Consider the following 20,933-nt stretch of genomic DNA (forward strand, 5'->3'; position numbering starts at 1 on the left):
GGACCAGGTCTGTCACAGGACCGCGACCGGGTTGACGGGCGAGCCCGTCCCTCCCGGCACGTTCAGCGGCGCCACGACGAGCAGGAACTCATGGCGCCCTGCCTCGGCAGTGGCGGCGGAGAGCTCCTCCAGGTCCAGGTTGTCCAGCAGCGGCACCCCCATCGCGGCCAAGGCCAGGGCATGGACCGGCGAGTGCACACCCTCCACGGGCGAGGGCCGTACATCGCTGTCGCCGTCTCCACCGAGCAGCGCGATGCCACGCTCGGCCAGCAGCGGCACGGCGTCCACGTGAAATCCCGCGCTCGCCGTGTCGGGGTCCCAGGCACCGAGCTCCTCGCGGCGGCGCACGTGCCCGGAACGCAGCAGTACCGCGTCACCCTCGCCGATCGTCACATCGAGCGCCTTCTCCGCAGCGACGATGTCCTTGGCGTGCACTGCTCGCCCCGGCTCCAGCCAGCGGATCCCGAGCACAGCGGGGAGGTCGAGGAGCACACCCCTCGTGACGAGAGGCCCGAGCGTCGACACCGCGCCGAAGCGGGCGCCTGCGGCATCGACGACCTCGTGTGCTGTCCGCCCGTCGTAGAGCTGCCCCCGGTAGGCGATGTGGCACAGTGCGTCGAGATGCGTGATGCCCTTGCCGTGGTAGTCGGCGGCGATGAAGTCCTTGTGGGTGGAGGGTTCCGGCGCCTCCACGTCACCGAGGTCGGTCATGTGGTGCAGGGCGGGCTTGCGGTTGCCGGGACCGGGTCGGGTGTTCCAGGGCAGCGCCAGCGGGACGACGGTCCCTGACCGCACGCCGGCCGCGGCCTCCCGCACACGGTCTGCGGTGACACGGTTCCAGGCGCCACGGTCGGCCGGGGACCAGCGACCCCATGCGCGAACCGCGTCGAAGAGCGCGTCGAACTCCCGGCGGGAGACGGCCGGCCCGTTGCCGACACCGGTCGGCTTGGGGTTCGGGGGATCGACGGAGCTCAAGCCCATCTGCACTCACCGCTCCCAGCTCCGGAACGGCGCCGACGGCAGGACGTCACCGGGCGCGACACAGATCGGGCTTCCGGGGCGTGCACCCGGCTGACGTCGTGGCCTCCACGCCGTAACGCGGAAGAGCTTCTTCCTCGTGATCAGAAAGCCAGCTTCGCACATTCACGGGGTGGTCTTGGGGCGGCTCTGAAAGTCCATCCAGGAAGTCATACCCGCGTTCCTCTGAGCCGAGGCCGTCACCCAAACCTCGACGCGACCGTGGCGCGCAGGATTAGCCGGATTGGCCGGAAGAGGCTGACATCAAAGGCATGCGACCACGCGCAGGCAGGCTATCGTCCGGGTAACGCGACGTCAGCCTGAAAGGCACTGAAAGAAGCATCGGCACTGGCCAGAGCCGTTGATAGCCGCAACGAGGCAGGTCAGCACCACCAGGCAGACAACTTCAAGAAGATCTCGGCGTGGGCGGCGATCCTGTTCGCCCCGACGCTCGTGGAGACGATCTACGGGATGAACTTCGCACACATGCCGGAGCTGAACTGGAGCTTCGGATACCCCTTCGCGATCGGCTTGATGGGGGTCGTGTGCGTCAGTCCGTACGTGATCTTCAAGCGGCGGGGCTGGCTCTGAGATCCTGCCCAAGGTCAGTTGTAGACGTTGAATTCTGCGACTGACCACCAGCTACGCGCGACGTTGTCGGTATTGACGACCTTGATGTGGCGAGCCGTCTGCGTCGGGAAGGAGATCAGGTGGACTCGTTGGCCGTCCGTCACGGAAGAAACCTTGGTCCAGTCGGTTCCCTCCGCAGATACGTAGACGTCCGCGCTTCGCGCATAGTCGCCGACACTGCCCCCGACATCCAGCACAATCTTGTTGAACGTCTGCGTCTCCCCCATGTCCACTTGGATCCAGAGACCGTCGTACTGCCCCCTTCCGGAGCTGTACCGCGTGTCGGAATTGCCATCCAGCATGTTTCCGGGCGCATCCCACTGACTGGCATCCGAAGCCTTCGCGGTCCAACCCGTCCGCGGCAGCGCTGGACCTGGATCCATGACGTGGAAGGAAGATCCGCCCGCGTCTGTTCCGCCGGCTCCCTTGACAGAAACCGCGACCTTCCCCGCCGGAAGCCCCTTCAGAACATAAGCGCTGATACTCGTGTCCGACCAGCTGTCTATTTCGGCGTAGCTTGATCCGAAATACACCGTACCCAGCCCCTGAGCGTCGCCGAAGCCAGAGCCGCGAATCGTGAACTTGGAGCGCGGCATGCCCTGGTCCGGCGTCAGACTGCTGAAGACCGGCGTCGGGAAGCTCGACAGCTTCTTGGTCGTGAACATCGCCGAGGTCCCGCTCGGCAGCGTATAAGTGTACGAGCCGTCGGTGGACATCTTGAAACTCCGACTGCCGGAGGTCCCGTTGAACACCACGGTGACCTGCGATCCCTCCTTGCTGATCCAGGTCTTCGACTGGAGACCGTTCGACACCGCTGTCGGCGCTTTGATCGAACCGGTTCCACGCGAGGACCCGTACACTTCGATGTCACCGATGGCCCACCAGAAACCGGATGCCGCGGTACTGACGACGCGAACGTACTGCGCCGTCCGGGTCGGCAGCGTGATGGCCACCTTTCCTATGCCCCCGCTGCCGCTCGCGATCGCGCTGCCCCAATCGACACCGTCGTTCGAAACGTAAATCTGATACCTGGTGACGTAGTCGAACGAATTGTCCACGCCGGTGTCGAGGACGATTTTGTTGAAGCTCGTGGGGCTCCCCAGATCGATCTGGAACCAGTCGCCGCTCGTCGTCCCGTGCCCGAGACTCCACTTGGTGTCGATGTCGCCGTCGATCGCGTTCGCGGCCACACCCCAATCCGGCTGGGACGAAGCCGTGGCGGTCCACTTGCTGCGGCTCAGTGCACTTCCCGTCGTCTGGATGGAAGCTCCGATCGGAAGGGAATAGGTGAGCAGGTTGTCTCCGGTGCGGATGGCATTCTGGAAGGGCAGAAGTGCCGGGTCGTAGGTGATGGTGACCGGACCGGACGGCGACTTGAACGTGAAGTCGTGTGTCGGATCCGAGACCTTGGTCGCCGCGGGAGTACGGCCGCTCTGCGTAGGCCCGGAGTACGTGAAGGTGACGGCGTCGCCGGCATTCAGGGTGTAGTCGAACGACTGCGTCCCGTCCGCAACGCTGAAGGTTCTCGCGGCGCTCCCCGAGTTGTACGCGATCAGAACCTTCGAGCCGTCCGGGTTCTGGAACGCGACGTTCTCCATGCTTCCTTCCCCGAAGGTGTTCGAGTAGATCCGACGCGCCCCGGGCTTGACGAACTTGCTGGCGTGAGCGAGGGCGTAGTAGTCCACGTTGTAGGACACTCGTCCGTCGGTCGGGTCGATCGTGAGCAAGCCCCGGCACATCGGTATACCGCCCGTGTCGCTGTTGAGCGGACCCAGATCGGGGTCGAGTGCGATGTTCCACAGCATCACCCCGTTCGCCCAGTTGCGCATACCTTTGATGATCCAGGTACCAAGCGCCTCAGTGAACGCCGCCTGCTTGCTGTCCTGCCACACACCTCCTGTGGCTTCCGTGATGTAGTTTTCCTTGCCCGGATAGTCGTTGTGGACCAGAGTCTGGGAGGTCGGGTTGCCGCTGTAGATGTGCCATCCGGTTCCCGCCGTGTACTTGGCGGCGGCGGGTTCGCTGAAAATCGTCTCGGGGTACGAGGGAACATCCCAGTTGTGGTCCCACGCCAGGATCTTCGTGGAAATGCGGTTGGCCTCGAAAGCCTTGCCGATCTCCTGGATCAACTCGGATTCCTGGTAAGCGGACAGGAACATGCCGGGCCAGGAGGGAGCACCCATGGGCTCGTTCTGCGGCGAAATGTACGAGACCGGCACGCCGGCTTTGTCGTATGCCTGTATGAACTTGACGAAGTAGTTCGCCAGCGCAGAGGTGTACTCGCTTTTCAGGGTGCCTCCGATCATGGAATCGGAGGTCTTCATCCAGCCCGGTGGGCTCCATGGGTTCGCCATGATCTTGAGGGACGGATTGAGCGAGAGGGCCTGCCGCAGTGCCGGAATGATGTACGGCACATCATGCTGGATGGAGAAGTTGGACAGCGTCGGATCCGTCTGTCCCGCCGGCATGTCGTTGTAGGAGTAGTTCCCGGACGCGTTGAAATCCGTGGCGCCCATCGGAGAGCGGAGCAGGCTGAGGCCGATGCCCTGCGAGGGATCGAACAGCTTCTTCATCAGCTTGGTCCGCTCACCAGTGGACAGCTTGTCGATGAGCCAGGCGGCGGAGTCGGTCATTGCCGCACCGAAACCCTGGACCTTTTGATACTTGACGCTGTCGTCGATCTTGATCGTAATCGGGTTGGCCGTTTTCTCCGTCCTGAACAGCACGTCGCTCTGGCCGGCAACCCACGTGTCGGCCGACACGTCCGTCAGCCAGACTTGCACGGAGTTGCCGGGTGCGGCTTGCTTCGGCCGCGGGGCGGCGATGGCGTTTCCGGAAACCTGGGTCCACGTGGCGGCGACACCGACGGCGGTGGCCAGGAACCGGCGTCGTCCAAGACCGTACGAGCTCATTGAAGATCCTCCTTCGGACCTGTTTGTTCAGTGCTTTCCTTGATCACGAGCGGGTGCAGCTCCCACGTGTCGATCGCGTAGCCGAGGCGCGTACCCGGTGCGGTGCGGGCCTGAAGTCGCCACGGGCCCTGCCCTGTGGGGTAGAAGCGCAAGGTGAGGACCTGGCCAGTGGTGGTCAGGAAGACTTCGGCGATGGAGTGGTCGACGACCACGCGCAGGTCGACGGGCCGATCGGCGGGGCAGGGCATCCGGTAGGACCCGCCGCGGGCGCGGGTGTCCAGCGAGGCGTGGTCGCGGTCGACGACCAGTTCACCCGCGTCGGCATCGAGGCGGATGTCGAGGTACTCGGAGCCGTCCGGGGTGGTGAGCAACCGGAGACCGACGTCTCCGGTCGGTTCCAGACGGGCCGACAGGTCGAAGGCGTGGCCCGCGCTGCCGAGGTCCACCGGCTGCGGGCCGTGCGTCTCTCCCTCGGCGTGGAGGGTGTGCCTGCCACGCAGGGCGAGCAGTTCGGTGGCGGGCTGCTGGCGCAGTGTGCCGTCGCCGCCGACGCTGATCTCCCGGGGCGCGGTCAGGACACCGGCCCATCCGTCCGCGACGGCCCAGTCTTCGTCGCGGGCTTCCCATGACCAGCCCCACAGCAGCCATCGGTTGTCCGGTGCGCGCAGCAGGGCGGGTGCGTAGCAGTCGGGGCCGTGGTCGGCGGGTACCGCTGGGCCGGCCCTGAAGTGGCCGTCGTGCTCCTCGCCGATCAGGGCTGCGGGGCTCTGCGGGCCGGTGGGTTCGTTCCACGCGCTGACGATGAGGGCGCCGCGTCCGTCGGCTGCCGGGAGGTACTGGGGGCATTCCCAACCCTCGCCGGTGTCCAGGTCGGTGCCGCTGATCGGCTCCTTCTCGCGGGCCGCGAAGGGCCCCCGGTAGGTCCAGGTCTCCAGGTCGGGTGAGTCGTACAGCAGGGCGGCGGCGCGGCCGTCCGCGAGGGCGGCGCCGACAAGCATCCGCCAGCCGTCGCCGTGCTGCCAGACGTACGGGTCGCGGTACATGGTGCAGCCCTCGGGCAGCTCGGGGATGAGCAGTTCGCCCCGCGGGTGGAAGCTTCTGCCGCCGTCGTCGGAGACCGCGCAGGTGACCGGCTGGTGCTGGAACGAGCGGTCTTCGCGGTGCGCGGAGTAGAAGGCGACGAGCCGGTCGCCGTGGGAGACGACGTTGCCGGAGAAGCAGCCGTCGGCGTCCGGGCCACCCGGGGTCGGGGACAGGGCGATCGGCAGCGGCTCCCAGGTCAGCAGGTCGGGGCTGCGGAAGTGGCCCCAGTGCAGGTGCGCGTGGGTCGCCCCGTACGGGTTGTACTGGTAGCACACGTGGTAGTGGCCGTCGTGGAAGACCAGCCCGTTGGGGTCGTTGATCCAGTTGCGGGGTGGGCGCAGGTGCGCGACGGGGTGGTGCGGGTCGCGGGATGGGGTGGACACACGCGTGCCTTTCGGTATGTCTGAAGGGGTCTTCAAGCCCGCATGCGGGTCTTCAGGCCCGGATGCGGAACCCTGCGCTCAGCTGGTGCTCCCGCCGTGAGCTGGGGCCGACTCGGAGCTCGAACTCACCTGGTTCGACCACTCGGCGGTTGTCGGCCGTGACGAGCGAGCACCGCGCGGCGGGGATGCTGATGGTGGCGTCCAGGGTTTCGCCGGGAGGGACTTCGACCTGGGTGAACGCCTTCAGCTCCTGCTCGGCCCAGGTGACGCTGGTGGTCAGGTCGCTGATGTATGCCTGGACCGTTTCCAGGGCCGGACGGCTGCCGCTGTTGGTGAGTCGTACCGTGGCGTCGACGGTGCCGTCGGCGGGGACGTCCGGGTCGCGCACGACGAGGTCGGAGTAGGTGACGGTGGTGTAGGTGAGGCCCTCGCCGAACGCGAACAGGGGGTCCTGGGTGAGATCCGCGTAGCGGTTCCCGTGCTGGCCTCGCACCTGGTTGTAGAAGACCGGTTGCTGTCCGACGTGGCGTGCGAAGGAGACGGGGAGCCGGCCGCTCGGTTCGATGAGTCCGAGGAGGAGTTCGGCGACGGCGCGGCCGCCGCGCATGCCCGGGTTGAACGCCTCGATGAGTGCTGCCGCGTTCAGTGCCGAGTCCGGGAGGGTGCTCGGCTTGGACTGGGCGAGTACGACGATCATCGGTGTGCCGGTGGCGGCGACCGCGTCCAGCAGAGCGATCTGGCCTCCCTGGAGGTCGAGGGTGGCCGTGGAGCGGACCTCGCCGGTCAGGGCGATGGTGTCCCCCACGACCACGACGGCGTAGTCGGCGGCCTCCGCGGCAGCGGTGGCCGCCCGAAGTTGTGCCCGGTCGACCGGGGCGGGGGTGAAAACGGTCGGCTGTGGTTGGCCGTCGGGCCCCGTGGACCACCCCGTGTCCTGGTCGGGGCTTTCGATGTCGGCTCCTCGGGCGTGCGTGATGGTCCAGTCGGCGGGTGCGACGGCACGAAGGCCGTCGAGCACCGTCTCCACCGACTCCCGTGGATGTCCTTCGGGCATCCACGGGACCTGGCCGGTGGCACCCGCCCAGTCGCCGAGCATGGCTTCCGTACTGTCGGCGTTCGGGCCGATGACAGCGATCGTCCGCGGTGCGCCCCGGCTCGCGGCGCGGCCGGTTCCGTCGGAGCTCAACCCGCCTTCCAGGGGCAGGATCCCGTCGTTGCGCAGCAGCACCAGGGAGCGTCGGGCGGTGTCCAGGTTGAGGTCGGCGTGTGCGCGGCAGCCGATCACCCGCGCCTGCCGCTCGGGGTCGGGGGTGCGGGGGTCCTCGAAGAGCCCGAGCTCGAACTTCAGGCGCAGAACCCGCCGTACCGCGTCATCGATCTGCTTCTCTTCGACCAGGCCGCGGGCGACCGCTTCCTGCACGCCCTCGAAGAACGCGGGCGTGGCCATGATGAGGTCGTTGCCCGCGTTGACGGCGACCGCCGCCGCCTCGGCGTAGTCCGCGCAGGTCCGCTGGTCGTAGACCATCCGGCCGACGTTGTCCCAGTCGGTCACCAGCGTCCCGGTGAAGCTCCATTCGCCCTTGAGCACATCGTTGATCAGCCACTCGTTCGCGGTGATGGGCACACCGTCGATCGACTGGTACCCCAGCATGACGGCGCGGCAGCCGGCCCGAACCGCCTGCTCGAACGGGGGCAGGAACCACGAGCGCAGCTTGCGCGGACTGAGATCGGCTTCGCTCGCGTCGCGCCCGCCCAGGGTCTCGGAGTAGCCCGCGAAGTGCTTGGCGTACGCCAGCACGGCTGTCGGGTCGCTGAGGCCCTCACCCTGATAGCCGCGCACCATCGCCGCCCCCAACTCACCGATCAGGAAGGGGTCCTCGCCGAACGTCTCGTCGATCCGGCCCCAGCGCAGGTCGCGGGTGATGCACAGCACCGGGGAGAACGTCCCGTGGATGCCGGTCGCCGCGATCTCGGTCGCGGCCGCACGGGCCACCCGGTGGAGCAGGGAGGGGTCCCAGGTGCAGGCCATGGCCAGCTGGGTCGGGAAGATCGTCGCGCCCGGCCAGAAGGAGTGGCCGTGGATGCCGTCGTCGGCCGTCAGCAGCGGAATGCCGAGCCGTGTCCGTCCGGCCAGGTCCATGGCCTGCGCCATCTGGTCGGGAGACACGTGCAGGACCGATCCGGCCAGCCTGGCCGACACGATGTCCGCCAGGTCCCCGTGTTGTGCGTCGAGCATCAGCAACTGCCCGGCCTTCTCCGGCAGGGTCATCCGTGACAGCAGGTCCTCGATTCTCGCTTCCACGGTCGCTTCCGGATCCAGGTACGCGGCAGGGCGGACCGGCTGTCCCACTGTGTTCTCCAAGTGATGAGTCGTACGGGGTCAGAGAGTTGATCGGCGATGGCGTGCGCCTGGTCACGGGGAGGCTGCCGCCCGGGTGTCACTTCAGGCCGGTGGTGGCGATGCCGGCCACGAACTGGCGCTGGAAGAGCAGGAAGACGATCATCACCGGCAGCAGGACGACCACGGCACCGGCGAGCAGGATGCCGAAGCGGGTGAAGGACTGTCCGCTGCTCGCCAGGGCGAGGCCGACGGGGAGGGTGTACTGGCTCTCGTTCTGGGCCACGACCAGGGGCCACAGGAAGTTGTTCCAGGAGCCGAGGAAGGTGATGATCCCCAGGGTGGCGAGGGCCGGCTTGGTCAGCGGAAGGATGATCCTCGCGAAGATGGCCAGTTCGCGGCAGCCGTCGACGCGGGCGGCGTCGATCAGCTCGTCCGGCAGGGTCGAGATGAACTGCCGCATCAGGAACACCCCGAAGGGGCCGGCCAGGAACGGCAGGATCAACCCGACCAGGGAGCCGGTCAGTTGCAGGTTGGACACCAGCACGTACAGCGGTACGAAGGTGACCAGGCCCGGGATCATGAGTGTCCCCATGACCAGCAGGAAGACGGCGCGCTGTCCGCGGAACTCCAACTTGGCCAGGGCGTATCCGAGCATCGAGCAGAAGAGGAGATTGCCCGCGGTGACCGCGAGGGCCACGATCACGGAGTTGGCGAACATGCTCGTGAAGTCGAGCCTGCTGAACAGCTCACCGTAGTTGGCGGTCGTGGGCTCCGTGGGGAGCAGGACGGGCGGGACCCTGCGGATGTCGGCCTCGGGTTTGAAGGAGCCGGACAGCATCCACAGGAACGGCGCGATCATCAGCAGCAGGGCGCCGGCGAGCGGTATGTACAGCCAGGGTCGGCCCCAGGTCTGCCTGGTGCGGCGGCGCCTGAGGGTGCGGTCCGTGCCCGGGTGTGCCGCCGGAAGGGTGGAGAGGGTACTCATGGGGCATCAGTCCTTGTCTCGCAGCAGCCGGAACTGCAGTGCGGTCAGCGCCACGATGAGGACGAAGATGACGTAGCTCGCGGCCGACGCCATGTCGTAGTTGCCGTTGCCGAACTGGTTGTAGGCGTACAACGTGGCCGACAGGGTCGAGTCCAGCGGCCCGCCGCCCGTCATCACGAACGGCTCGTCGAAGAACTGCAGATAGCCGATGCCGGTGGTCACGGCGGTGAGCAGCAGGGCGGGGCGCAGAAGCGGGAAGGTGACCCGCCAGAACCGCTGCCAGGGCCCGGCGCCGTCGAGTTCGGCCGCCTCCATCAGGGACTGGGGGACGGACTGCAGACCCGCCAGCATGATGATCATCACGGTGCCGAGGTTGCGCCACACCGCCATCACGATCATGACGGGCAGGGCGAAGCGGGTGTCCGCCAGCCAGGCCGGACCGTCGATCCCGAACCAGCCCAGGACGAGGTTCACCAGTCCCGCGCGGGGTTCGAGGAGCGTCTTCCACACCACGGCGACGGCCACGATGCTGGTGATCACCGGCAGGTAGAAGCCGACCCGGAAGACGGCCCGGAAGCGGCGGATGCCCCGGTCGAGGGCAACCGCCGCCGCGAGCCCGGCGGCCAGCGTCAGGGGCAGGGCCGCCAAGACGAACACGGCCGTGTTGCGCAGGGCCGTGAAGAACTGGTCGTCCTGGAAGAGCCGCGTGTAGGTGTCGAGGCCGGTGAACGACACGTTCAGGGGTGTGCGCAGGTCGGCGCTCTTGGTGTCGGTCAGGCTCATCAGCAGCGACCACACCACCGGCAGCAGCATGAAGGTCGCGAACAGCGCGAGGAAGGGGGTGGCGAGGAGCCAGGCGGCCCGGGCCTGCCTGCCCCGCGCCGCGCCCCGGCGCGCGGAGCGCCGGCGATCGGCGCTCCGTTCCGGGCCGGCGCCGCTCTGTTCGTGGGTGTCGCCGCGCCCGGGGAGGGTTTTCGTGGACATGGATGTCATCCGTCCGTACGAGGGGTGCTCACGGGGCGGTGGTCAGCGGCCGGTGCCGATGCTGGTGGCCTTGGACTGCAGAGCCTTCTGCACCTCGGCGACGGTGGCCCTGCCGAGGGCCAGCTTCTCCAGTTCGGAGTCGATGGTGTCGGCGATCTGCTGCCAGGTGGTGATGGCGGGCGGCGCCTTGCTGACCTTGAGCTGCGCGTCGAACGCCTTCATGTTCTCGTCCTCGCTCAGCTTCCCCTCCGCCCACGCCTGGGGCGACGGGGGCAGGCCGCCGGTGGCCTTGGCATAGGCCGCGAGGTTGGCGGGCTCGGTCAGGAACTGCGCGAACTTCCAGGCCGCGTCGGGGTTCTTGGCCTCCTTGAACACCGCCAGGTCGGTGCCGCCGGCGAACCCGGCGGGCTGCTCGGAGTACGGCACCGGCATCGTCTTCCACTTGTCGTCCAGCTCCGGGGCGTCCTTGTGGAAGGTGGCACCGGCCCACGGGGCCTCCTGGTAGACGGCGATCAGCCCGTCCCGGAAGCCCTGGATGTTGTCCGCCCTGTCGGTCGGCGCCAGGCCCTGCTGCGGAACGCTCGCGTAGTACTCCAGCGACTTGGCGACCTCGGGCGAGTCGAAGGTGAACTTCCCGGTCTCGGCGTCGTAGATGTCACCGCCCTGCTGCCAGACCATCGGCAGCCAGGAGATCCAGGCGTTGAAACCCATCACCAGCCCGGTGGCATGGCGCAGCTCGGGGTTCTGCTTGCCGGCGGTGGCCTGGATGGCCTTGAGGTCCTTGATGTATCCGTCCCGGTCACCGGCCAGGGCGCCCTCGACACCGGCCTTCGTGGTGAGGTCGGTCCGGTAGTAGACCACCGAGGTGTCGGCGGTGAACGGGACACTGTAGGAGGTGCCCTTGTACTTGGTGGTGTCCCACTGGCCGGGGTAGAAGTCCGACGACTTGATCGACGTCGGGGTGGCCTGGAAGGCGTTCATGGCGGCCATCTCGGCCATCCAGGTGGTTCCGATCATGGACATGTCCGGTGTGTTGCCGCCGGCGATCGCGGTGGTCAGCTTGTCGTGGGCGGCGTCCCACGGGACCGCGGTGATCTTGATGTCGACGTCCGGGTTCTCCTGCTCGAACTTCTTGGCCATGTCCTTCAGGGCGGGTTCGATGTCGCCCAGGTTCCACATGACCACCGTCCCCGTGGCCTTGCCCGCGCCGATCTCGGCGGGGGCGTCGTTGCCGGGGCCGGAATCCTCGCTCCGGCCGCAGCCGGTGGCCACCAGGGCTGCCGTGACGGTGACGCACAGGGTCTGGACGGTTCTGACGGTGTGACGGGTGGTGATGCGCATGGTGCGGCTCCTTGCCGTTGAGCGATACGGAGGCGGGGGGCGGCGAAGGGTGACGCTGAGTGGGCAGCGGCCGGGCGGGGGTGTGCCGGGCCTACCGTTCGGCGTCCCGGATCGGGAACGCGAGGGCCGAAGGGTACGTGTGGACAGGGCGGCGCGAACGCGGGTGCAGCCGCAGGGAGTTGCGAGGAGGGCGAGGCCGCCGAAGGGGTTCGCCGAGGTGTCGGGGAGACAGGGGCGGTGCGTCACTCACCGGCGACACACCGCCCGCCTGCGATGCGCCACCGCGGTGCGCAACGCGAGGATGCCTCGTCAGTTCACGCTCGGGTCCGACGTCGAGTCGCGGATCACGAGGCTGGTGGGAATGATGCGCGAGGGGGCGGCCTCGGGCGACCTGCGCACATGGTCGAGGAGCAGACGGGCCGCAGCCTCACCCATTTCCCGCATCGGCTGACGGATGGTGGTCAGTGCCGGATAGGTGTACGACGCCAGCTCGATGTCGTCGAACCCCACCACGGCGACGTCCTGCGGAATCCGAAGGCCGGCCTCGTGCAGGGCGGCGAGCGCGCCGGCCGCCGTGGGGTCGTTGTGCCCGAAGACCGCGTCGAACTCCACGCCGTCCGCGAGAGCCCCCGCGATCGCGCCCCGGGCGCTGTCGAACATGAAGTCACTTCCGATGATGCTGCGCGGGTCGAGCTGGATGCCGGCCTGCGCATAGACGTCGACGAAGCCGCCCAGCCGTTCCTGAGTACAGCCGTACTCCTCGGGCCCGGTCACCACCAGAGGTCGACGGCGGCCGAGGTCCAGCAGGTGGCGTGCCGCCTGCTCACCGCCCTCCCGGTTGGTGGTGGCCACGTAGGGGAATCCCGGCCGGTGGAAACGGTCGTCGATCAGCACCACGGGCAGCCCCGCTTCGTGCAGTTCCGTGATGTACCCCAGGGCACCTTCGGGCTCTATCACCAGCAGACCGTCGAACGACTTGGCGGCGACCTGCAGGCCCAGCCTGCGCAGTGACTCCTCACCGCGGTTCCAGGTCAGCATGCGCAGCCCGAAGCCCTCGGTCTCCAGCGTCTCGACGACCGCCTGCACGATGCCGGCCCAGGCCCAGGCCATGTCGGGGACCAGCATGCCGATCATCTGGGTCGTGCCGCGTGCGAGCCCCACTGCCCCGGCGCTCGGCACATAGCCGAGCTCCGAGATCGCCTGGCGGACCTTCAAGACGGTGTTCTCGTTGATCTCGCCCTTGCCGTTCAGCACCCGCGAGACCGTCGTCTTGCTGACCCCGGCCCGCGCGGCCACGTCGGCGATAGTGACTCCCATGTCACCTCCCCTCCCTTCCTGCAGAGGCGGAAGACGTCCTCCCGCACCGAAGAGCCGATCGTACAGAGGCTCGTGGAACCGGTACCGGAATCGGTACCGGAACCGGTTTCGGTACCGGTTCCGGAAGTGAAGCACCGAGAGGGCCGACCGGTCAACACACCGGAAACGACTCGTTTACAGACCTCGACGGCACCATGGCGGCCCGCCGGGTTCGCCACCCGCCCTGACCTGCCCGGCTGCCGCCCGTTGCGCCCGCACCGTTGACGCAGCGGGCGGATTGCGCCTCATAATCGGGCACTCGATGTCATCGCTGACACAAGTCAACGATGACACCTCCTGGCCGGCGTCGTGGACGTCGGCGCCGGCCGGGGTCGTCACTTTTCGGCCCGTTCGCGCCAGGGCTTCAGTCACCGCTGCGCGGACGGCCGCGGACTAGGAGACACCATGAGCTCTGTACGTGTACCCCGGCATGCCCGCGTGCGGTTGATGGCGGCGGTGGCGACGGTCTGCGCCCTGTCCGCCGCGCCACTCGCCCCCCGGGCCGTCGCCGCCGACACCCCGGCGTACACCGAGACCCACCGACCCCAGTTCCACTTCACTCCGGAGCAGAACTGGATGAACGACCCCAACGGCCTCGTGTACCACAAGGGCGAGTACCACCTCTTCTACCAGTACAACCCGAACGGCAACTCCTGGGGCGACATGTCCTGGGGGCACGCGGTGAGCAGGGACCTCGTGCACTGGGAGGAACTGCCGCTCGCCCTGTCGCACGACGACGAGGAGATGGTCTTCTCCGGCAGCGCGGTCGTCGACTGGAACAACACCACCGGGTTCGGCACGAAGAGGAACCCGCCCATGGTGGCGATCTACACCAGCGCCTACAAGAGCGGTGGCAAGCAGGCCCAGTCGCTCGCCTACAGCACCGACCGCGGCCGCACCTGGACCAAGTACCAGGGCAATCCCGTCATCGACATCGGCTCCACCGACTTCCGCGACCCCAAGGTCCAGTGGTACGCGCCGACGAAGAGCTGGCTGATGACGGTGTCCCTGTCCGCCGAGCACAAGGTGCGGTTCTACTCGTCCAAGAACCTCAAGGACTGGGATCTGCTGAGCGAGTTCGGGCCGGAGGGCGCCACGGGTGGCGTGTGGGAGTGCCCCGACCTGTTCCCCCTCGCGGTCGACGGCGACCCGGACAACATCAAGTGGGTCCTGGTCGTCAACATCAACCCCGGTGGCATCGCGGGCGGTTCGGCCGCCCAGTACTTCATCGGCGACTTCGACGGCACGAAGTTCACCGCCGAGGACAAGGGCACGTACACGCCGCCCACCGGCACGGTGTTGCAGGGCTTCGAGGACACCGGTTTCGGTGAGTGGACGACCACCGGAACCGCGTTCGGCCAGGGACCGGCAGCCGGAACGGTGGACTGGCAGGGGACCGTCACCGGGTTCGACGGCAAGGGCCTCGCCAACAGCTTCCACGGCGGTGACGGCACCACCGGCACCCTGACCTCGCCCGAATTCACCGTCGACAGCCCCTACTTGAACTTCAAGATCGGCGGAGGGCGGCATCCGCACGAGGCCGGAACCGTCATGGACGGGACTCCGCCCGAGGGCACGGTCCTCGCCGACTTCGAAGGCGGCACCTACGGCGACTGGACGGCGACGGGGGACGCCTTCGGCACCGCACCGGCCACGGGCACGCTCCCCCACCAGAACCAGGTTTCCGGCTACCTGGGAGCCGGACTGGTCAACACCTTCCTGAACGGCGACTCCACCACCGGCACCCTCACGTCGCCCGAATTCACCATCGCCAAGAAGCACATCAACTTCCTCGTCGGCGGCGGCAACCACCCGGCCGGCTCCGACAACCCCACCGCCGTCGAGCTCCTCGTGGACGGCCAGGTCGTCCGCAGCGCCACGGGAATGGACGCCGAGGCGCTCAACTGGGCGTCCTGGGACGTCAACGACCTCGCCGGCAAGACGGCGCGCATCAGGATCGTCGACGACAACACCGGTGGCTGGGGCCATATCAACGTCGACCACATCGTGCTGTCCGACACCCGGGCCCAGCGTGTCTCCCAGGAGACGTCCGTCAATCTGCTCGTCGACGGCGAGGTCGTCCGCAGCGCGACCGGCGCCGACAGCGAGATCCTGGACTGGGCGTCCTTCGACATGCGCCCGTATGCCGGCAAGCAGGCGCGGATACAGGTCGTCGACATGAACACCGGCGGCTGGGGCCACATCCTGGCCGACCAGTTCACCACCGCGGACAAGCCGGCCAAATCCGTCGTACAGCGCGCGGACTGGGCCGACTACGGCAAGGACTACTACGCGGCGGTGTCCTGGGAGAACGCGCCGGGCGGCAAGCGGTACATGATCGGCTGGATGAGCAACTGGGACTACGCCGGCTCCACCCCCACCTCCCCCTGGCGCGGCGCCCAGAGCATCCCCCGCGAGATGGCCCTGCGCACCGTCGACGGCCGCGTCATGCTGACCAGCGAGCCGGTGAACAGCGTGAAGTCCCTGCGTGAGAAGCGCCCGACGACCGCGACCGGCGTCACGGTCAAGAGCACCTCCAAGCCCTTGATCGCCCCGGCGGCCAAGGGCGAGGCGCTCGACATCGAGGCGACCTTCTCCCTCAGCGACGCCGAACGCTTCGGCCTGAAGGTGCGTACCGGCGCAGGCGGCGAGGAGACCGTCATCGGATACGACGCCACGACGCAGGAGCTGTACGTCGACCGCACCCGCTCCGGCGCCGTGGACTTCCACAACGCCTTCTCCACCGGCGTCCAGACCGCACCCCTGAAGCCCAGGAACGGCAAGGTCAAGCTGCGCATCCTCGTCGACCGGTCGTCCGTCGAGGTCTTCGGCGGCGGCGGCGAGGCCGTGATCACCGACCAGATCTTCCCCGACCCCTCCAGCACCGGCGTCGAGGTCTTCGCCGAAGGAGGCACCGCCACCCTCGACCGCATGCAGGCGTGGCAGCTGACGTCCATCTGGCCGTGACCTGTTCCTAGGGACGCGCGGCCAGCGGGTCGAGGAACGTCAGCACGGAGGCGTCCTCCTCGATCAGCGGGGTGAGGGCGGCGTTGAACGGGGCGCCGTACGGGGCGGCCAGGTGCGCCTGGAAGGCGCCCTCGTCCCGGTAGACCTCGAAGATCCAGTAGGCGCGCGGGGCGGCCGCCTTGGTGTAGACGTCGAAGGCCAGATTGCCTTCCTCTTCGCGCACCTTGGCGGCGTAGTCCCGGACCAGGCGTGCGACCTCGTCCTCCGCTCCCTCCCGGGCGGTGAACTCGGCGAGCAGGGTCTTGTTCATCGGGTTGCCCTTCTCTTGGAACGTACGGACCGGACGGACGTCGTGCGGGCAGCCACTCAGCGGCTTCGGGCGGGCGACGGCCGCGGGCGTTGCCGATTCGTGACGGGTGCAAGGCATTGACGTTGCCCGGAGCCGGAGTCCATCATCCTCGCCAAGCAGTGTCAACGATGACATAAGTCAACGATGGCACCCCGGGACGGCATGCCCCGATGCCGGCCGCTCACCCGCGAACCCGCAGGAGTTGTCCATGTCTCGCATCTCTCGTCTGCCCTCCTCCCTGCTCAGAGCCGCCGCGTGCACGGGCATCGCGGCCCTCACCCTGACCGCCTGTGGATCCGGATCCGGTTCGGACACCGCGAGCTCCGGATCGGGCAGCGTCAAGGTCGGTCTGATCACCAAGACCGACACCAACCCGTTCTTCGTCAAGATGAAGGAGGGCGCGGAGGCGTCCGCCAAGGAGAACGGCGTCGAACTGGTCACCGCGGCCGGCAAGTTCGACGGGGACAACGCCGGTCAGATCACCGCCATGGAGAACATGGTCGCCTCCGGAGTGAAGGGCATCCTGATCACGCCGAGCGACTCCAAGGCGATCGTGCCCGCGATCGAGAAGGCCAAGGCCAAGGGCGTCCTGGTCATCGCCCTGGACACCCCGACCGAGCCGGAGAGCGCGGTCGACGCCCTGTTCGCCACCGACAACTTCAAGGCGGGTGAGCTGATCGGCCAGTACGCCAAGGCCGCCATGCAGGGCAAGGAGGCGAAGATAGCCACGCTCGACCTCGCGCCCGGCGTCTCCGTCGGCGTCCAGCGCCACGACGGTTTCCTGAAGGGCTTCGGCGCCACCGACAAGGACGTCGTCTGCGCCCAGGACACCGGCGGCGACCAGGCCAAGGGCCAGACCGCGATGGAGAACTGCCTGCAGAAGTCGCCCGGCATCAATGTCGTCTACACCATCAACGAACCGGCCGCGCTGGGCGCGTACACCGCGCTGAAGGCCAAGGGCCGGGAGAAGGACGTCCTGATCGTCTCCGTCGACGGCGGCTGCACCGGCACCCAGGCCGTCAAGGACGGCAAGATCGCCGCGACCTCGCAGCAGTACCCGCTGAAGATGGCCGCCGAGGGCGTCAAGGCCGTCGCGACGTACGCCAAGGACGGCCAGAAGGCGTCGGGTTACACCGACACCGGCGTCACCCTGATCACCGACAAGGCCCAGGACGGGGTCGCGGCCAAGGACACGGCCTACGGCCTGGAGAACTGCTGGGGCTGAGCCGCCGGCCCCCGGTTCACCGGGACCGACCAGGACCGACCAGGACCGACAAGAACTGACAAGGACTTATGTCTTTCGACAAGGACCTCGCATGACTGCCACGTCCACGCCACCCTCCACGTCCACGCCGTACGCCGAGCTCAAGGCACCGACCACGGTCCGCAGGCTGCTCACCCAGCCGACCACCGGCCCGCTGGCCGCCCTCCTTCTGGCCTGCGTCTTCTTCTCCGTCTCGACCGACCAGTTCCTCAGCGGCGGGAACTTCTCGCTGATCGTGCAGCAGGTCATGGTCGTCGGCACCCTCGCCATCGGCCAGACGCTGATCATCCTCACCGCGGGCATCGACCTGTCCTGCGGGGCCGTGATGGCGTTCGGCAGCATCGTGATCGCCAAGATGGCCGCCGAGGGCTCCCTGCCGCCACTCGCCGCGATCGCGCTGGGCCTGGTCGTCTGCGGCGGCTTCGGCCTCCTCAACGGGGCGCTGGTGCAGAAGATCCCGCTGCCGCCGTTCATCGTCACCCTCGGCATGCTCAACGTGGCGTTCGCGCTGACCCACATCTACTCCGAGGAGCAGACGGTCACCAATCTGCCCGGCCCTCTGACGGCCCTCGGCGAGACCTTCCCGCTCGGCAACACCGACGTCACCTACGGCTCCCTGGTGACCATCGCCCTGTTCCTCCTCTTCGCCTACGCGCTCAGCAGCACCAGCTGGGGCCGCCATGTGTACGCCCTGGGCAACAGCCCGGAAGCGGCCCGGCTGAACGGCATCCGCACCTCCCGCCTGACCATCGGCGTCTACACCGTGGCCGGCCTGCTGTACGGCGTCGCCGCCCTGCTGCTCATCTCCCGTACCGGAGTGGGTGACCCGCAGGCCGGGCAGACCGACAACCTGGACAGCATCACCGCCGTGGTCCTCGGCGGGACCAGCCTCTTCGGTGGACGCGGATCGGTCCTGGGCACGTTCATCGGCGTCCTCATCGTCGGTGTCTTCCGCAACGGCCTGCAGCTGATGGGCGTCGCCTCGATCTACCAGACCCTCATCACCGGAGTCCTGGTGATCCTCGCGGTGACCGTCGACCAGATCTCCCGGAGGAAGGCCCGATGACCACCAGCACTCCGACCCCCGTTCTGCAGGCGCGCGGTCTGGTCAAGCGCTACGGCCACGTCACCGCGATCGACGGTGCCGACTTCGATCTGCTGCCCGGCGAGGTCCTGGCCGTCATCGGCGACAACGGCGCCGGAAAGACCAGCCTCATCAAGGCCCTCACCGGCGCGGTGGTTCCCGACGCGGGCGAGATCCGCCTGGGCGGCGAACCCATCACCTTCTCCGGCCCGCAGAACGCACGCGCCCACGGCATCGAGACGGTCTACCAGGACCTCGCCGTGGCCGCCTCCATGGACATCGCCTCCAACATGTTCCTCGGCCGCGAACTACGCCGCCCCGGGGTCCTCGGCAGTGTCTTCCGCATGCTCGACAAGAAGCGCATGCGCCAGGAGGCGGCCGAGCACATGGCCGACCTGAAGATCGGCCTGCGCTCGCTCACGCAGGCGGTCGAGACCCTGTCCGGCGGACAGCGGCAGGCCGTCGCGGTCGCCCGCGCCGTCGCCTGGGCCCGCAGTGTCGTCGTCATGGACGAACCCACCGCCGCCCTCGGCGTCAAGGAGTCCGGCCAGGTCCTCGACCTCATCCGCCGCGTCCGCGACAAGGGCATGCCGGTCGTCCTGATCAGCCACAACATGCCGCACGTCTTCGAGATCGCCGACCGCATCCACGTCCACCGCCTCGGCCGGCGCGCCGCCCTGATCAAGCCCTCCGACTACTCCATGGCGGAGGTCGTCGCCATCATGACCGGCGCGCTCAGCATCGACGAGGCCGGAGATACTGTCGTAGCGGACTCCGAGGCCGCGAAGGCCGCGGGAGTCCAGGCCACCTGACAACACGACACCGCTCCCGCATGTTCCGGCCGAGGCCGCGGCCGGAACCCGAGAGCACCCAGGAAGACGGTTTCCTCCATGGCAGCGAACCGCCGCCCCACTTTGGCCGACGTCGCCCGAGAAGTAGGTGTCAGCGCCAAGACGGTCTCCCGTGTCCTCAACGAGGACGGACCCGTCTCGGCACAGACGCGGGAACAGGTACTCGCCGCGGTTGCCAAGCTGGGCTTCCAGCCGAACCTCATGGCACGCAACATCCGCGTCGGCGGTCCGGACACCACCATTGGGCTGGTCGTCCCCGACCTCGGCAACCCCTTCTTCGGAGCCGTGGCCCGCGGCATCGAGGACACGGTCCGAGACCGCGGACTGACCCTGCTCATGGGCTCCTCCGCAGACGACCCCGACCGCGAACGCACCCTGACGGCCAAGTTCCTCGCCCGGCGCGTCAGCATCCTGATCGTCGTGCCCTCCGTCGGCGCCGACCACTCCCACCTCAGGTCGCACCGTACGGCGGGGCTGCCCGTCGTCTTCCTCGACCGGCCAGGGGTCGGTCTGTCCACGGACAGCATCGTCAGCTCCAACCGGGCGGGAGCTCGGGACGGCGTGGCCCATCTGATCGCCCACGGGCACCGCCGCATCGGGTTCGTCGGCGACCTGCCGGTCAGGCTGTACACCCGCCGTGAACGCCTCGCCGGATACCGCGCGGCCCTGGACGAAGCCGGCATCCCCTACGACCGCTCGCTCGTCGTCAGCGCCCACGACCAGCAGGGGGCCGAGGCCGCGACCTCCCAACTCCTCGAACTGGCCGATCCCCCCACCGCCCTGTTCGCCGGAAACAACATCATGGCGCTCGGAGTCGTCGCGGAACTCGCCCGCGGCAAGCGCAAGGACGTCGCCGTCGTCGCCTTCGACGACGTGGCCCTCGCCGAGGCACTCGAACCCGCCCTGACCGCCGTCGCCCAGGACCCCGAGGAGATCGGCCGCAGCGCCGCGGCCACCGCCCTGGCCCGCCTCGACGGCGACCGGTCCCGAGCGCGCACCATCACCGTTGCCACCCGGCTGATCGTCCGGGGCTCGGGCGAGCAACCCGCGCCGCGGCCGTAGCCGGCCCGGCTCCGTCGGACGCCGCATCGCCCGGTCCGACCAGCGGCGCAACGCTCGCTGTGTGTGACGGTGGACGGTCACCCGGCGATCGCCGGCTCCTTCCTGGAGACCCGGATCCAGGGCTGGTACCACCCGCTTCCGTGGGTCGGCCGGGACATCCACGACGTGTCCTGCCCGGACCCGCTGAAGGCGGTGGTCGGTGTGACCGGAACGTGCACGGCGCGGGCCCGCGGCGAGCGGGTCGTGATTCCGGTCCAGGTGACCGGGGTCGGGGGAGACCCGGAGGCGTGACCCCGGCCGCGGCCTGCCCCGCGCGGGTGGAAG

The 20,933-nt window shown here is 68.2% G+C and carries 15 protein-coding genes and 1 pseudogene; 7 read left to right on the plus strand and 9 right to left on the minus strand.

Translation table 11 applies throughout. The features are described from left to right. Positions 1–12: 12 nt before the first annotated feature. On the minus strand, positions 13–981 hold the full coding sequence (locus ACH5AC_RS13345) for a cyclase family protein (RefSeq protein ID WP_398861871.1): 969 nt from the start codon (positions 979–981) through the stop codon (positions 13–15). 411 nt (positions 982–1,392) lie between these two features. Between ACH5AC_RS13345 and ACH5AC_RS13350 the strand changes: the two are divergent. Next, positions 1,393–1,608 (plus strand): annotated as a pseudogene (locus ACH5AC_RS13350) (CorA family divalent cation transporter); the annotation flags it as partial. A 14-nt stretch (positions 1,609–1,622) separates the two neighbouring features. On the opposite strand, the gene ACH5AC_RS13355 reads toward ACH5AC_RS13350, so the two are convergent. The 7 genes from ACH5AC_RS13355 to ACH5AC_RS13385 form a co-directional block, all read right to left on the minus strand. Continuing rightward, positions 1,623–4,559, minus strand: coding sequence for a discoidin domain-containing protein (locus ACH5AC_RS13355; protein ID WP_398861872.1), 2,937 nt, complete (start codon positions 4,557–4,559; stop codon positions 1,623–1,625). Beyond that, the gene (locus ACH5AC_RS13360) at positions 4,556–6,025 is read right to left on the minus strand and encodes a glycoside hydrolase family 32 protein (RefSeq protein WP_398861873.1); all 1,470 of its coding nucleotides are present in this window, start codon (positions 6,023–6,025) and stop codon (positions 4,556–4,558) included. The genes ACH5AC_RS13355 and ACH5AC_RS13360 overlap by 4 nt, the downstream gene beginning before the upstream one ends. 52 nt (positions 6,026–6,077) lie before the next feature. After that, entirely contained in the window at positions 6,078–8,375 is a 2,298-nt protein-coding gene (locus tag ACH5AC_RS13365) for a glycoside hydrolase family 3 N-terminal domain-containing protein (RefSeq protein WP_398862211.1), read from the minus strand. Between the two features lie 88 nt (positions 8,376–8,463). Further along, a complete protein-coding gene (locus ACH5AC_RS13370; protein ID WP_398861874.1) occupies positions 8,464–9,351 on the minus strand; it encodes a carbohydrate ABC transporter permease in 888 nt (295 codons plus the stop codon). Between the two features lie 6 nt (positions 9,352–9,357). After that, positions 9,358–10,335 (minus strand): carbohydrate ABC transporter permease, encoded by a 978-nt coding sequence (locus tag ACH5AC_RS13375; protein ID WP_398861875.1) that lies wholly within the window; start codon positions 10,333–10,335, stop codon positions 9,358–9,360. A gap of 42 nt (positions 10,336–10,377) precedes the next feature. Then, positions 10,378–11,676 carry an extracellular solute-binding protein gene (locus tag ACH5AC_RS13380; RefSeq protein ID WP_398861876.1) on the minus strand — a complete coding sequence of 433 codons (1,299 nt, stop codon included), beginning with the start codon at positions 11,674–11,676 and terminating at the stop codon, positions 10,378–10,380. A 309-nt stretch (positions 11,677–11,985) separates the two neighbouring features. Continuing rightward, positions 11,986–12,993, minus strand: coding sequence for a LacI family DNA-binding transcriptional regulator (locus ACH5AC_RS13385; protein ID WP_398861877.1), 1,008 nt, complete (start codon positions 12,991–12,993; stop codon positions 11,986–11,988). A 444-nt stretch (positions 12,994–13,437) separates the two neighbouring features. Between ACH5AC_RS13385 and ACH5AC_RS13390 the strand changes: the two genes are divergently transcribed. Next, positions 13,438–15,999 (plus strand): GH32 C-terminal domain-containing protein, encoded by a 2,562-nt coding sequence (locus tag ACH5AC_RS13390; protein ID WP_398861878.1) that lies wholly within the window; start codon positions 13,438–13,440, stop codon positions 15,997–15,999. A 7-nt stretch (positions 16,000–16,006) separates the two neighbouring features. Here ACH5AC_RS13390 and ACH5AC_RS13395 read toward each other — a convergent pair whose 3' ends face one another. Next, positions 16,007–16,309, minus strand: a complete 303-nt coding sequence (locus ACH5AC_RS13395) for a putative quinol monooxygenase (protein ID WP_398861879.1) — start codon at positions 16,307–16,309, stop codon at positions 16,007–16,009. A 247-nt stretch (positions 16,310–16,556) separates the two neighbouring features. Between ACH5AC_RS13395 and ACH5AC_RS13400 the strand changes: the two genes are divergently transcribed. The 5 genes from ACH5AC_RS13400 to ACH5AC_RS13420 all read left to right on the plus strand — a co-directional run bounded on the left by ACH5AC_RS13400 (position 16,557) and on the right by ACH5AC_RS13420 (position 20,900). Continuing rightward, complete coding sequence (locus ACH5AC_RS13400) at positions 16,557–17,573, plus strand: sugar ABC transporter substrate-binding protein (RefSeq protein WP_398861880.1); 1,017 nt, start codon at positions 16,557–16,559, stop codon at positions 17,571–17,573. 91 nt (positions 17,574–17,664) lie between these two features. Then, a complete protein-coding gene (locus ACH5AC_RS13405; protein ID WP_398861881.1) occupies positions 17,665–18,678 on the plus strand; it encodes an ABC transporter permease in 1,014 nt (337 codons plus the stop codon). Continuing rightward, positions 18,675–19,508 carry an ATP-binding cassette domain-containing protein gene (locus ACH5AC_RS13410; RefSeq protein WP_398861882.1) on the plus strand — a complete coding sequence of 278 codons (834 nt, stop codon included), beginning with the start codon at positions 18,675–18,677 and terminating at the stop codon, positions 19,506–19,508. The genes ACH5AC_RS13405 and ACH5AC_RS13410 overlap by 4 nt, the downstream gene beginning before the upstream one ends. A gap of 78 nt (positions 19,509–19,586) precedes the next feature. Beyond that, positions 19,587–20,609 (plus strand): LacI family DNA-binding transcriptional regulator, encoded by a 1,023-nt coding sequence (locus ACH5AC_RS13415; protein WP_398861883.1) that lies wholly within the window; start codon positions 19,587–19,589, stop codon positions 20,607–20,609. A gap of 63 nt (positions 20,610–20,672) precedes the next feature. Then, positions 20,673–20,900: a DUF4333 domain-containing protein gene (locus ACH5AC_RS13420; RefSeq protein WP_398861884.1), complete on the plus strand. Its 228-nt coding sequence runs from the start codon at positions 20,673–20,675 to the stop codon at positions 20,898–20,900. Positions 20,901–20,933 lie beyond the last annotated feature (33 nt).

The organism is Streptomyces sp. NPDC018693 (assembly GCF_044391385.1).
In the GTDB taxonomy this organism is placed as follows: Bacteria; Actinomycetota; Actinomycetes; order Streptomycetales; family Streptomycetaceae; genus Streptomyces.

Coding starts and splice junctions, on each gene's coding strand:
- ACH5AC_RS13345 (WP_398861871.1), bottom strand. CDS start 981: ATGGGCTTGAGCTCCGTCGATCCCCCGAACCCCAAGCCGACCGGTGTC.
- ACH5AC_RS13355 (WP_398861872.1), bottom strand. CDS start 4,559: ATGAGCTCGTACGGTCTTGGACGACGCCGGTTCCTGGCCACCGCCGTC.
- ACH5AC_RS13370 (WP_398861874.1), bottom strand. CDS start 9,351: ATGAGTACCCTCTCCACCCTTCCGGCGGCACACCCGGGCACGGACCGC.
- ACH5AC_RS13375 (WP_398861875.1), bottom strand. CDS start 10,335: ATGTCCACGAAAACCCTCCCCGGGCGCGGCGACACCCACGAACAGAGC.
- ACH5AC_RS13380 (WP_398861876.1), bottom strand. CDS start 11,676: ATGCGCATCACCACCCGTCACACCGTCAGAACCGTCCAGACCCTGTGC.
- ACH5AC_RS13385 (WP_398861877.1), bottom strand. CDS start 12,993: ATGGGAGTCACTATCGCCGACGTGGCCGCGCGGGCCGGGGTCAGCAAG.
- ACH5AC_RS13390 (WP_398861878.1), top strand. CDS start 13,438: ATGAGCTCTGTACGTGTACCCCGGCATGCCCGCGTGCGGTTGATGGCG.
- ACH5AC_RS13395 (WP_398861879.1), bottom strand. CDS start 16,309: ATGAACAAGACCCTGCTCGCCGAGTTCACCGCCCGGGAGGGAGCGGAG.
- ACH5AC_RS13400 (WP_398861880.1), top strand. CDS start 16,557: ATGTCTCGCATCTCTCGTCTGCCCTCCTCCCTGCTCAGAGCCGCCGCG.
- ACH5AC_RS13405 (WP_398861881.1), top strand. CDS start 17,665: ATGACTGCCACGTCCACGCCACCCTCCACGTCCACGCCGTACGCCGAG.
- ACH5AC_RS13410 (WP_398861882.1), top strand. CDS start 18,675: ATGACCACCAGCACTCCGACCCCCGTTCTGCAGGCGCGCGGTCTGGTC.
- ACH5AC_RS13415 (WP_398861883.1), top strand. CDS start 19,587: ATGGCAGCGAACCGCCGCCCCACTTTGGCCGACGTCGCCCGAGAAGTA.